12 protein-coding genes and 1 pseudogene are annotated in these 12252 nt (G+C 69.2%); 5 read left to right on the top strand and 8 right to left on the bottom strand.

Annotated elements, in window-relative coordinates; all coding sequences use genetic code 11:
- Positions 1–93 precede the first annotated feature (93 nt).
- Together ABZ749_RS16935 and ABZ749_RS16930 are read right to left on the bottom strand one after the other, a co-directional pair.
- A complete protein-coding gene (locus ABZ749_RS16935) occupies positions 94–885 on the bottom strand; it encodes a GntR family transcriptional regulator (protein WP_238685847.1) in 792 nt (263 codons plus the stop codon).
- Positions 886–1009: 124 nt separating this feature from the next.
- Positions 1010–1879 (bottom strand): PAC2 family protein, encoded by an 870-nt coding sequence (locus tag ABZ749_RS16930; protein ID WP_030332815.1) that lies wholly within the window; start codon positions 1877–1879, stop codon positions 1010–1012.
- Positions 1880–2140: 261 nt separating this feature from the next.
- Between ABZ749_RS16930 and metH the strand changes: the two genes are divergently transcribed.
- Positions 2141–5656 carry a methionine synthase gene (gene metH / locus ABZ749_RS16925; RefSeq protein ID WP_357228646.1) on the top strand — a complete coding sequence of 1172 codons (3516 nt, stop codon included), beginning with the start codon at positions 2141–2143 and terminating at the stop codon, positions 5654–5656.
- A 122-nt stretch (positions 5657–5778) separates the two neighbouring features.
- Here the strand turns inward: metH and ABZ749_RS16920 are convergent, their stop codons facing one another.
- The 3 genes from ABZ749_RS16920 to ABZ749_RS16910 form a co-directional block, all read right to left on the bottom strand.
- Entirely contained in the window at positions 5779–6171 is a 393-nt protein-coding gene (locus ABZ749_RS16920) for a VOC family protein (RefSeq protein ID WP_357228643.1), read from the bottom strand.
- Between the two features lie 235 nt (positions 6172–6406).
- Positions 6407–6922 carry a hypothetical protein gene (locus ABZ749_RS16915; protein ID WP_357228641.1) on the bottom strand — a complete coding sequence of 172 codons (516 nt, stop codon included), beginning with the start codon at positions 6920–6922 and terminating at the stop codon, positions 6407–6409.
- A 73-nt stretch (positions 6923–6995) separates the two neighbouring features.
- Positions 6996–7385 (bottom strand): hypothetical protein, encoded by a 390-nt coding sequence (locus tag ABZ749_RS16910; protein ID WP_357228639.1) that lies wholly within the window; start codon positions 7383–7385, stop codon positions 6996–6998.
- Between the two features lie 225 nt (positions 7386–7610).
- On the opposite strand from ABZ749_RS16910, the gene ABZ749_RS16905 reads away from it, so the two are divergent.
- Both ABZ749_RS16905 and ABZ749_RS16900 read left to right on the top strand, forming a co-directional pair.
- Positions 7611–7832, top strand: a complete 222-nt coding sequence (locus ABZ749_RS16905) for a hypothetical protein (protein WP_357228636.1) — start codon at positions 7611–7613, stop codon at positions 7830–7832.
- Between the two features lie 158 nt (positions 7833–7990).
- Positions 7991–8743, top strand: a complete 753-nt coding sequence (locus tag ABZ749_RS16900) for an MBL fold metallo-hydrolase (RefSeq protein WP_357228633.1) — start codon at positions 7991–7993, stop codon at positions 8741–8743.
- 5 nt (positions 8744–8748) lie between these two features.
- Here the strand turns inward: ABZ749_RS16900 and ABZ749_RS16895 are convergent, their stop codons facing one another.
- Positions 8749–9645: an aminoglycoside phosphotransferase family protein gene (locus tag ABZ749_RS16895; protein WP_357228631.1), complete on the bottom strand. Its 897-nt coding sequence runs from the start codon at positions 9643–9645 to the stop codon at positions 8749–8751.
- A 130-nt stretch (positions 9646–9775) separates the two neighbouring features.
- Here ABZ749_RS16895 and ABZ749_RS16890 point away from each other — a divergent pair, with 130 nt between their 5' ends.
- Positions 9776–10216 carry a VOC family protein gene (locus tag ABZ749_RS16890; RefSeq protein ID WP_357228628.1) on the top strand — a complete coding sequence of 147 codons (441 nt, stop codon included), beginning with the start codon at positions 9776–9778 and terminating at the stop codon, positions 10214–10216.
- 14 nt (positions 10217–10230) lie between these two features.
- Here ABZ749_RS16890 and ABZ749_RS16885 read toward each other — a convergent pair whose 3' ends face one another.
- On the bottom strand, positions 10231–10950 hold the full coding sequence (locus tag ABZ749_RS16885) for an SDR family oxidoreductase (RefSeq protein ID WP_357228626.1): 720 nt from the start codon (positions 10948–10950) through the stop codon (positions 10231–10233).
- A 168-nt stretch (positions 10951–11118) separates the two neighbouring features.
- Here ABZ749_RS16885 and ABZ749_RS16880 point away from each other — a divergent pair, with 168 nt between their 5' ends.
- Positions 11119–11973, top strand: coding sequence for a LysR substrate-binding domain-containing protein (locus ABZ749_RS16880; RefSeq protein ID WP_357228623.1), 855 nt, complete (start codon positions 11119–11121; stop codon positions 11971–11973).
- Positions 11974–12000: 27 nt separating this feature from the next.
- Here ABZ749_RS16880 and ABZ749_RS16875 read toward each other — a convergent pair.
- A pseudogene (locus tag ABZ749_RS16875) lies at positions 12001–12252 on the bottom strand (hypothetical protein); the annotation flags it as partial.

The raw sequence follows: 12252 nt of genomic DNA, 5'->3' as shown, positions 1-12252 counted from the left end.
GCCGGGCCGGGCCGGGCTGGGCCGGGCCGGGCTCGGGCAGGGCCGGGCTCGGGCAGGGCGGGGCTCGGGCAGGGCGGGGCGGGGCGGTGCTGGCTAGCCCAGGACCAGGCCGGGGTCGGGTTCCGGGTCGGGGGTCGGGCCGGGGATCTTGTACTCCTCGGTGAGGGTGGTCATCGGGCCGGGCCAGGTCGCCTGGGAGACCTCGATCGGCTTGCGGTGCGCGTCGTACGCGACGTGCAGCAGGTGCAGCACCGGGGTGTCCGGCCGGATCTGGAGGGTTTCGGCCTCCTCCCGGCTCGGCTGCCGGGCGCTGATCGTGTCGGTTGCCGAGACGTACCGTCGTCCGGTGGCTTCCTCGGCCTCCTGGTAGAGCGGCCGGCCGAACGCCTCGGTGCGCTCGAGTGAGGTGCCGGCGGCGTCGCGGGGCAGGAACCAGGAGGCGCCCACCTCGACGGGGGAGTCGTCGGTGCGGACGAGGTGCCGACGGCAGAGCAGGTTGGTGCCGTCGGAAACGCCGAACGCGTCTGCCACCTCGGCGGGGGCGGGGGCGTGCCCCACGGAGACGAGCTGTTGACGGTATCGGGCGGCCAGGTCGGTGTGGTAGCCGCGGAAGCCGCCGTACCGGCCTCGGGAGAGGCGGTTGAGGCGGCGTCGGGTGCCCCGGACGTACGTACCGGAGCCGGGTTTGGTGATCAGGATGCCCTCGACCCGCAGTTGGTCGACGGCGCGTTGCACGGTCTGCTTGGCGACGCCGAACATCTCGGCGATGGCCGGGATGGACGGCAGCCGCTCGCCCGGCCCCCAGTCCCCGCGCCGGACCTGGGCCTTGAGCTGCGCGGCGATCTGTCGGTGCGGGAACTCGGCGGCCCCGGGATTGATCTGCACACCCGCCTCCTTGATCACATCTAGGTTCCTAGGATGCCCTAGGGGGTGTAACGGCGCTACCCCGGACACGCGAAAACGGGCCTTCGGACCACAAAAGGTCCGAAGGCCCGCAGCGAAAACAGTGCTACCAGGAGCCGGCGGTGGGGCCGGCCGAACCGCCCCGGCGGCGCAGGTACTTCTCGAACTCCTGGGCGATCTCGTCACCGGTCAACGGGGTGATCCCCTCGTCGCCGACCCGCTCTTCCAGCTCGCGGACGTACTCGCCCAGCTCGGCGTCCTGCTCGGCGGCGCTGCGTACCCGCTGCTCCCACTCGGCGGACTCCTCGGCCAGGTCGGCCATCGGCACCGGCAGGTCGACGACCTCCTCGACCCGGTGCAGCAGGGCGAGGGTGGCCTTCGGGCAGGGCGGGTTGTTGGCGTAGTGCGGCACGTGCACCCAGAACGAGACGGCGTCCACCTCGGCGCGGGTGCAGGCGTCGTGCAGCACGCCGACGATGCCGGTCGGCCCGTCGTACCGGGTGGGGGTGAGCTGGTAACGCTCGGCGGCCTGCGCGTCGGAGGCGCTGCCACTGATCGGCAGCGGCCGGGTGTACGGCACGTCGGCCAGCAACGCGCCGAGCAGCACCACCCGTTCCACCTCCAGGCTGTGGCAGATCTCCAGCACCTGCTCGCAGAACGTCCGCCAGCGCATGCTCGGCTCGATGCCGCGGATCAGCACCACGTCACGGTCGGTGCCCTCCGGGCTGGCCACCATGAACCGGGTCGTCGGCCACTCCACCCGCCGGGTCTCCCCGTCGGCCATGGTGATGGTGGGCCGGCTGACCTGGAAGTCGTAGAAGTCCTCCGGATCCAGCTCGGCGATCTGCCGGGCGTTCCAGACCTGCTCCAGGTGCTCGACCGCGGCGGTGGACGCGTCGGCGGCGTCATTCCAGCCCTCGAACGCGGCGATCGCCACCGGGGACCGCAGCACCGGCAGTCCGTCGAACTCGGTCACGCCGTCACCTCACCCTGCTCGTCGCGGCTGGCGCCGGGACCGCGCCCGGTCGTCGAACCGTGTGGCACGGTGGCGTCCCTGTTGTCCTTCACGTCCGCCAGCCTACGTGCAGGGCGAGGGTGCGGCCCGTCGGCCGCGCCGGTCAGCCGCTCCGGCAGCAGGTCATACCCGAACGAACCAGACAGCGTGATCCCGGTGACACAATAGGGGATCGCACGATGATGGTCGTGGAGTCCGGCCGAATCGCACTAACCTGAACGGGTGCGGACTTCATTGATGGATGTGTTGGCTGATCGCGTTCTCATCGCCGACGGCGCGATGGGCACGATGCTTCAGGCCGCGGACCTCACGCTCGACGACTTCGACGGGCTCGAGGGGTGCAACGAGATCCTCAACGTCACACGCCCGGACGTGGTGCGCGGGGTGCACGACGCCTACCTGGCCGTCGGCGCCGACTGCGTGGAGACCAACACCTTCGGGGCCAACCTCGCCAACCTCGCCGAGTACGACATCCCGCACCGCATCCGCGAGCTGTCCGAGGCGGGCGCCCGGATCGCCCGGGAGGCCGCCGACGCGGCCAGCACCCCGGAGCGGCCCCGTTTCGTGCTCGGCTCGATCGGGCCGGGCACCAAGCTGCCCACCCTCGGGCACGCGGCCTACTCGACCCTGCGCGACGCCTACCAGGAGAACGCCGCGGGTCTGATCGTCGGCGGCGCCGACGCATTGATCATCGAGACCTGTCAGGACCTGCTCCAGGTCAAGGCGGCGGTGGTCGGGTCGAAGCGGGCGATGGCCGAGCTGGGCCAGACGGTGCCGATCATCTGTCACGTGGCGGTGGAGACCACCGGCACCATGCTGGTAGGCAGCGAGATCGGGGCGGCCCTCGCCGCGATCGAGCCGCTCGGCGTGGACCTGATCGGGCTCAACTGCTCGACCGGCCCGGCCGAGATGAGCGAGCACCTGCGCTACCTGTCACAGCACTCCCGCATCCCGCTGTCGGTGATGCCGAACGCCGGCCTGCCGGTGCTGACCGCCGACGGGGCGTACTTCCCGCTGACTCCCGTGGAGCTGGCCGAGGCCCTGGAGCGGTTCATCACCGAGTACGGCGTGGGGCTGGTCGGTGGCTGCTGCGGCACCACCCCGGAGCACATCCGGGTGCTGGCCGAGCGGCTGCACGGCGTCACCGCCCCGGCCCGTGAGCCGCGGCACGAGGCGGGCATCTCCTCGGTCTACCACCCGGTGCCGTTCGCCCAGGACGCGTCGGTGCTGATGGTGGGGGAGCGGACCAACGCCAACGGCTCGAAGGCGTTCCGGGAGGCGATGCTCGCCGGCGACTGGCGGGCCTGTGTGGAGATCGCCCGCAGTCAGGCGCGGGACGGCTCGCACCTGCTCGACCTGTGTGTGGACTACGTCGGCCGCGACGGCACGCAGGACATGCGGGAGCTGGCCGGTCGGTTCGCCACCGCGTCCACCCTGCCGATCATGTTGGACTCCACCGAGCCGAACGTGGTGGAGGCCGGCTTGGAGATGCTCGGCGGCCGCTGCGTGGTCAACTCGGTGAACTTCGAGGACGGCGACGGCCCCGAGTCCCGGTACGCGCGGGTGATGCCGATCGTCCGGGAGCACGGCGCTTCGGTGGTGGCGCTGCTCATCGACGAGGAGGGTCAGGCCCGTACCCGGGAGTGGAAGGTCCGGGTCGCGGCGCGGTTGATCGACGACCTGACCGACCGGTGGGGCATGGACCGCGCCGACATCCTGATCGACGCGTTGACCTTCCCGATCGCCACCGGGCAGGAGGAGACTCGCCGCGACGGCATCGAGACGATCGAGGCGATCCGGGAGATCTCCCGCCGCTACCCCGGTGTCAACTTCACCCTCGGCATCTCGAACATCTCGTTCGGGCTCAACCCGGCGGCCCGGCAGGTGCTCAACTCGGTGTTCCTGCACGAGTGCGTGCAGGCCGGCCTGACCTCCGCGATCGTGCACGCCAGCAAGATCCTGCCGATGTCGAAGATCCCCGACGAGCAGCGCGAGGTCGCCCTGGACCTGGTGTACGACCGGCGACGCGAGGGATACGACCCGGTGCAGCGTTTCCTCGAACTCTTCGAGGGCGTCGACGTGATTAGTGCCCGGGCCAGCCGGGCCCAGGAGTTGGCGGCGCTGCCGTTGGACGAGCGGCTCAAGCGGCGGATCATCGACGGTGAGCGCAACGGCCTGGAGGCCGACCTGGACCAGGCGATGGCCGGCGGCCGGTCCCCGTTGTCGATCATCAACGACATCCTGCTGGACGGCATGAAGGTGGTCGGCGAGCTGTTCGGCTCCGGCCAGATGCAGCTGCCGTTCGTGCTCCAGTCCGCCGAGGTGATGAAGACCGCGGTGGCCTACCTGGAACCGCACATGGAGACCATCGAGGACGGCGGCAAGGGCCGTATCGTGCTCGCGACAGTGCGCGGCGACGTGCACGACATCGGCAAGAACCTGGTCGACATCATCCTGTCCAACAACGGCTACGAGGTGGTGAACATCGGCATCAAGCAGCCGATCAGCGCCATCCTGGACGCCGCCGAGCAGCACCGCGCCGACGCGATCGGCATGTCCGGGCTGCTGGTCAAGAGCACTGTCATCATGAAGGAGAACCTGGCCGAGATGGCCACGCGCGGGGTCGCGGAACGCTGGCCGGTCCTGCTGGGTGGGGCGGCGCTGACCCGCGCGTACGTCGAGGACGACCTGCGGTCGACGTTCCCCGGGCAGGTGCACTACGCGCGGGACGCGTTCGAGGGTCTGTCCCTGATGGACCGGGTGATGACGGCCAAGCGCGGCGGTGCCCCGGTGATCGACCCGGAGCGGGAGGCGGCTCTCGCGGCCCGACGGGCGCGCCGGGAACGGCAGCGCTCGATGGTCACCACGTCGCTGCCGGAGCTGCACGACTCCTCGGTCCGCTCCGACGTGGCCGCCGACGTGTCGGTGCCCACCCCGCCGTTCTTCGGCACCCGCGTCGTCAAGGGCGTGCCGATGGCCGACTACGCGGCGCTGCTCGACGAGCGGGCCACCTTCTCCGGGCAGTGGGGGCTGCGCGGCGCCCGGGGTGGCAGCGGACCTTCCTACGAGGAGCTGGTCGAGACCGAGGGCCGGCCGCGGCTGCGGTACTGGCTGGACCGGCTGATCGCCGACCAGGTCCTTGAGGCAGCCGTGGTGTACGGCTACTTCCCCGCGTACTCCGAAGGCAATGACCTGGTGGTGCTCGACGAGAACGGGCACGCGGAGCGCGCCCGGTTCTCCTTCCCGCGGCAGCGGCAGGAACGGCGGCTCTGCCTGGCGGACTTCTTCAGGCCCCAGGGCGACCAGCTCGATGTGGTCGCGTTGCAACTGGTCACCGTCGGCCAGCCGGTCAGCGAGTACGCGGCGAAGCTGTTCGCCCGCAACGAGTACCGCGACTACCTGGAGGTGCACGGCCTCTCCGTGCAGCTCACCGAGGCCCTCGCCGAATACTGGCACCAGCGCATCCGCGCCGAGATGACCCTGCCCGACGGCCGTCCGCTGGGGCACGACGACCCGGCGGACCTGGCCGGCATCCTGCACAACGACTACCGGGGCTGCCGGTACGCGTTCGGCTACCCGGCCTGCCCCGACCTGGAAGACCGGGCGAAGATCATGGATCTGCTGGGCGCGGACCGGATCGGGGTCGAGCTGTCCGAGGAGTTCCAGCTCATGCCGGAGCAGGCCACCGACGCGATCGTGGTCCACCACCCGGAGGCCAACTACTTCAACGCCAAGTAACGCGAGCAGGGGTCGCTGACCTGCACCTGGCATCGTCCGGAAAGCCGCTGAACCATGATCATGCCCGTCAGCGGCGGCGTCCGGGCCGTCCTCGGTGGCCAGGGCCTCACCGAGCCGGTCGGTCAGCCGAGCTGAGTCGGTGTAGCCGTGGCCTCCCAGGTGGTCAGGCAGAACGGGTGGCCCGCCGGGTCGGCGTAGACGTAACACTGTTCGCTGTTGGGCTGGAACTCGTACTTTGTTGCTCCGGCAGCGAGCACGCGGGCCTCGGCGGCGTCTCGGTCCACGACCATGAAGTCGAGATGCATCATGATCGACGAGGTGGGGTCGGGCCAGGTGGGTGGCGTGTATCCGGGCACAGTCTGGAAGTTGATCCGCCCGGCCGGGCTCAGCACGCATGCCCAGCCGTCCCCGGCGTGTGTCAGGGTTCCGCCGGTGATGCTGGCGTAGAACCCCGCCAAGGCGACGGCGTCCGGGCAGTCCAGGGTGACCGCGCTGAGCCTGATCTCGTCGGACATGTCTCCTCCTGTGGCCCGTGCCGGCCGTTGCTAGGCGCGCCCGCACCGATAGGACGACCAGCACGACGGCGCGCTCGACAAACTGAACGACGTAACCTAACGCACACGGTGGTCGAGCACGTTGATCTAGCCGCGACCCGGGCTCTCGGCTGTCGCAGATCACCTGGGTGACATTTCCGGCTAGGCGATCGTCGGCGTTCGCCGTAGGTGTGGCTCTACCGCGCGGTGGGGTTGGTCATGGGCCGATGCGGTAACGCCGGTAGTGCTGTTCTGGTTTCTGGTGTTCGAACCCGTTCTCGTCCAGGGCGTTGAAGACGGTTAGCCATGCTGGATCGAGGTCGAAGCCGACCGCAAGACTGCCGTCTGCCAGGTCCCGGTCGCCTCCGATCCATTCCAGCAGTTCAACGTGGCGCAGCGTGTGGCCAGGCAGGTTGACGAGTTCCGGCGTCGGGTCCGGGCGCCAGGCGAGGTGGAAGTAGGGATCCTCGATTGCCCGGGACGGGTTGATGGTGTTCCAGGTGATGGAGAGGTCGTCAAACTTCTGATGATCGATCTCGACCTGCTCGGCACCGAAGTCGAGCAGGACGGGCGCGTCGGTGAACCACTCGTCATCATCGAGGTCCCATACCAACCAGACATGCTGCAGGGTGAGGCCGACCAGTCCGGCGAGGCGTCGGGCGTGTGCGGCTGCGATGGTGTTACGGCCGTCAAGCCATTGCGGCTGGTAGTCCTGGATGCCGTAGCGGATCATGGGCAGAGGCTGCCTCTCGTGTCTGGGTGGCGGCTCCGGCCTGCTTGTTGCATCGGGTTCAAGGACTGCGGGCTCAGCGAAAAAGCTCGAGGCCCGCCAGCGCGTCAATTGCTATCACCAGGTCGGCCATGCTGAACGCCCCAATCCCAAGCAGCCACAGTCGAAATGACGAAAGCCGAACCCACCAGGGTTGGTTGTCTCCGAGACGTTCGCGTGCAGCCGAGTGAGGCGGCAGTCCAAGAATCTGATCCACGCCCAACTGTTGCTCGATCCGCTCCAACAGCCGGTTGTCGGACAGCTCCAGGCGCCGGTACTTGACCATGAGTTGGGCAGACAGGCCGGTCAAGGCAGCAGCCAGGGTCGCCGCCACCGCTTGGGCCGGACGTGACGTCTCCGGACCAAGCGCGAGCGTCAGAAGGAACGCCTGAGCTGCGGTGGCCAGGGCGGGCACCTGCCAGGTCATTGTGTCGAAGGATGTCCGGCGAGCTGCGACTACCGCATAGGTTGCCGTGAGCACCTGTTCGGAGATCTGGGTCTCATCCGGCCTGGCGTCTGGGCTTGGCACCATGACGTCATCGTGTCAGCGCGTTGCAACGCGGACGAGAGGCACGACAGGCCCAGGCTGCGAGCAGCCACCGAAGCCGTCCTGCCTTGTGCCATCCTCCGTACCAAGGGCAGGATCGAATACGTGGGAGCGGTCGGTAGCCCGTGGTGGCAGACAGCCAAGACGCCCAGGCAGGGGTTCATCCTTGGGGGCGTCTGGTCCTTCCTTGCTGTGGCGTACTGGGTGTTCGCCATCGGGGAGCCGATCAGTTGGTCCGTGATCATCGCCGTGCTGGCAGCACTGCTTGGCGTTGGCTACCTGGTGACAGCCGTGCTGCTGCGCCGGCGTCAGCGCTCAGATCACTAGTTTCCAAGAGCTACGCCGTAGCGGGCCGACAGCAGGTCACGGCGATGCCGGTCCGGGGCCAGAGTCGCCGTTCAGCCGGTGCGCCTTCCGGAAGCTCAAGGCGGACGGCATCCCACCAGCGGTGTCCATCACACCTCAGGCGATGACAAGCTGTGCGGATGCGACAGGTCACAGTGCTCGGCAGTTCCGGTGCCTTTCCCGAGCCAGGCCGTGCCTGTAGCGGCTTCGCTGTGGACTGGGACGGCTACCGCGTGGTGCTCGACCTGGGCTACGCCACACTGCCGCGGTTGCTCAGGCACTGGCCCGATGGTGCGGTGGACGCCGTCGTCATCACCCACGAGCACCCGGATCACTGCGTCGACCTGCACGGTCTGTTCAGGATGCGGTTCTACGGTCAGCCCGGCGGTCCACGGCTGCCGTTGTACTGCCCGCCCGGAGTGCTTGACCGGCTCAGCGGCCTGGAGCCCGAAGTCGACCTGCGCACGGTGTTCGACCTGCACCCACTACCCGGCAGCTACCGGGTCGGGCCGTTCGACCTGACCGGTCTGTCTCTGCCGCACTTCGTGCCCAACGCTGGCATCCGGCTCGTGGCCGACGGAATCGTGGTGGCCTACTCCGGGGATACGGGGCCGACGCCCGCGCTTGCCGAACTGGGCCGCGACGCCGACCTGTTCATTGTCGAGGCGACGGACCACGACGGCGAGAGCGGTCGTTCCCGCCGGAACCTCATGACCTCCACCGAGGCCGGAGCGTGGGCACGCCGGGCGGGCGCCCGTCGCCTGATGCTCACCCACTTCTGGCCAGGCAATGACCGGGCAGCCGCAGTGGCGGCGGCGCGGGCAGAGTTCGAGGGCGCCGTACTGGCGGCTCAGGAAGGGCTCACAGTGATGCTTGGGACCCCAGCCAACTGACCGCCTCAGACCTTTGTGTTCGCCACGACCCGGTCAAGGACGAGGCGGCCCATCTGGTACATGACGGGGTTGGTCTCGACGTAGTACCAGATAGCCCCGAGAGCCTGTTCGAAGCTCCATGCCTTGCTGCGCTCCCACTCCAGGTCGTCGCAACCCAGCTTGTCACGGAACACCGCTCGGGACGCATCGTCGAAGAAGTACCAGCCACACATGGCATCAAGGGCGGGATCGGCCGGCGCGAAGTCGCCGGTGTCGAGCACACCCACCAGCCGGCCGTCGGCCACCAGGACGTTCAGCGGCTGCAGGTCGCCATGGGACATGACGTCGGCCGACGTGCGCGGCAGTTCCCGGAAGTGACTCCACAGACGCCGAAGCGTCGGGACGTCGAGCAGACCCTCGCTCTTTCCGAAACATTCCTCGACCCACTCGTCGTGGTCGGGTAGGTCGCCACCGCGGTTGTCGCCCTGGAACCGGCGGCCCTGCGTGTCGGTGGCCCGAAGCGCGCTGATGAGGTAGGCCAGGTCACGGGCGAGTTCCACGGACCCGTCGATGTCGACGGGGGCGATGCTTCCCGGTACCCACGACTGCACCGACCACGGCAGGGGGTAGTCCTTTCCGGCGTTGCCGATCGCGATGGGCCGGGGAGCCGGGAATGGGCTGTGTTCGGCGAAGCGTCGGGAGGCCTCGGCCTCCCGCTCGAGGAGCTCGGCGGCCACGGCGACGTCGCGTGGCCGCAGCAGGAACCGGGCCGCCACGTCGTCGCCGATGCGGAAGATGGCGTTCACGGTGCCGTTCGACGCGACGCGCCGGACCGGTGCCGTCTCCCACCGAGGGAACTGATCGGCTATCAGCTCGCGGACGACGTCATCGGTGAGGGCTAACTCATCGTGATGCATGGCCATGCAAAAGATCTCCGGTTCTGGTCGGCGGTACGGCACACAGTTGGTCAGCCCGGATGTCGAGGACGCTGACGTGGCTCCGTCTCAGGGAGGATGCGGCAACGGCGACCGCACCAGACCAGGGAGATTCAGCATGGCGATCCAGCGGATGGACAACGTCCTCATCGTTGTCGAGGACCTTGACGCCGTCATCGGGTTTTTCGTCGAGCTCGGCATGGAGATGGAGGGTCGGGGGCCGGTCGAGGGGCGCTGGGTGGAGCGTGTGATCGGGGTCGACGACGTCCGGCAGGAGGTGGCGATGCTGCGGACCCCGGACGGTCACGGCAAGGTCGAGCTGGCGATGTTCCACCGACCGGCGGCGATCAGCGCGGAACCGAGGAACGCGCCGGCGAACACGCTCGGCATTCGACGCATCATGTTCGCCGTCGACGACATCGACGACGTGATCACCCGGCTGCGGGGCCACGGCGCGGAACTCGTCGGGGAGGTGGAGCGGTACGAGGACATCTTCCGGCTCTGCTACGTCCGGGGCCCCGAAGGCATCATCGTCGGTCTGGCCGAACAGCTCCGCTGACGGGTGCCGCGGGCTCAGGCGATGAGGGTGCCGCCGTCCACGGTGACCACCGTGCCGGTGGCGTAGGTCGCCCGCAGGAGGTAGACGAATGCCTCGGCGACCTCCTCGGGTTCGCCCACCCGGCCGAGCGGAAGCGACTCGCTGAGCTGCGCGTACATCTGCTCCCGGGTTTCGGTGGGCAGGGAGTCCCAGAGCGGTGAGCGGATCACGCCGGCGGAGACGGCGTTGACCCGGATCGGGGCGAGTTCGACGGCGAGCGCGCGGACCAACGCGTCGATCGCCCCGGTGATGCTGGCCGCGACGGACCAGCCGGCGCTGGGCCGGTGGTTGGCGGTGCCGGTGGTGAGGGTGATCGACCCGCCGGGGCGCAGGTACGGCAGTGCCGCGTTGACTGCCGACAGGGAGCCGAAGTAGCGCAGGTCGAAGGCGGCCCGGGCGGCGGTGAGGTCGAGGGCGTCGACTGACATCAGCGCGAGGGGTTCGCCGGCGGTGTAGACGAGGTGGTCGAACGAGCCGAGATCGTGGAACAGCCGGGACACGGCGTCCGGGTCGGTGAGGTTGGCGACGTACCCCTGGGTGGTGGTCGGCAGGGTTGTCAGGGCGCGGTCCACGCTGCGCTGGTTGCTGGAGGCGACCACGACCTGGGCGCCCTCGCGGGCGGCACTGGCGGCGGTGGCGAGGCCGATCCCCGAGGTTCCGCCAAGTACGACGACGCGCTGGTCGATGAGGGTCATGATCGTGTCCTTCCGGATCGTGTGGTGGAGACGGTTACCACCGTGCGCCGCCGGGCACGCTCGCGTCCAAGACCTCTTTCACCTCCTGTAATGCCCGTTGGGTATGACTCCATTCATACCCGGCGGGTATCATGGAGCCGCCCGTAGCGGCGACCGGACGGGGGCAGGATGGACGTCGATCTGCGCAAGCTCCGCTACTTCGTGGCGGTCGCTGAGGAGCTGCACTTCGGTCGGGCCGCCGAACGGCTGCACATCGCTCAGCCGGTCCTGTCGCGTCAGATCCGGGCCTTCGAGCACGAACTGCGCGCCACGCTCTTCGTTCGGGACCGCCGCTCCACGGTGCTGACCGAGGCCGGCCGCCAGTTGCTGACCGACGCCCGTCCGCTGCTCGCCTCGGCCGACGCCCTGCGGCGGCGGGTGCAGCGGGCCGCGCACGGCCGGCCGACGTTCACCATCGCGTTCATGCCCGGCCTCCTCGTCACCGCCGAGGCCCGCGCGATCGGCCAGCGGCACCCCGACCTGGCCGTCAACGTCGTCCGTACGTCCTGGGACGACCAGGCCGACATCGTCCGTGAGGGGCGCGCGGACGTCAGTTACGTTCGGCTTCCGGTCGACCGGAGCGGGCTGTGCCTGCGGCCACTGTTCACCGAACCCCGGGTCGTCGTCCTACCCACCGATCACCGGCTGGCCGGCAAGGAGTCGGTCGACCTCGCCGAGCTGATCGAGGAACGGCTGTTGCAGGACCCGGACGCGGTGCCGGAGTGGCGGGACCTGCCGAACCGTCCCACCGACCCCGATCCCCGACCTCGGCCCGAGCTGAACTCCGTCGAGGAGAAGCTGGAACATGTCGCCGCGTACGCCGGGATGGTGATCCTGCCGCTGTCGACGGCGACGTTCTACACGAGACCGGACGTCAGCCACGTGCCCGTCGCCGACCTCGGCCCCAACCAGGTGTGTCTGGCCTGGGCCGAGGACAACCGGTCACCGCTGGTGCAGGAGTTCGTCGAGATTGCGGCCCAGTAGGCCGGTCACTGTCGACCCCGAGAGGGGTCAGGTGGCGCGGACCGGGAAGGTCTCACGTAGGGCCGGGTCGAGCGGCCGGCCGGTGGTCGGTTCGATGAACAGGTCGGCGAGCAGCAGGTCGGGGAGGTGGCTGGGGTTGATGCCCGACTCCCTGCGGCCGAGGGCCTGCGCCGCGCCGCCGAGTCGCAGCGCGGCCCGCGCCGCGCCGGCCGGCAGGCGTTCAACAAGGACGTCGTGATCGACATGGTCTGCTACCGCCGGCGCGGGCACAACGAGGGC

Origin of the sequence: Micromonospora sp. NPDC047753 (genome assembly GCF_040642735.1) — a bacterium.
GTDB lineage: Bacteria > Actinomycetota > Actinomycetes > Mycobacteriales > Micromonosporaceae > Micromonospora.
Note: the sequence above shows the minus strand (reverse complement) of the source record. Positions and strands in the feature narration are given on the sequence as shown.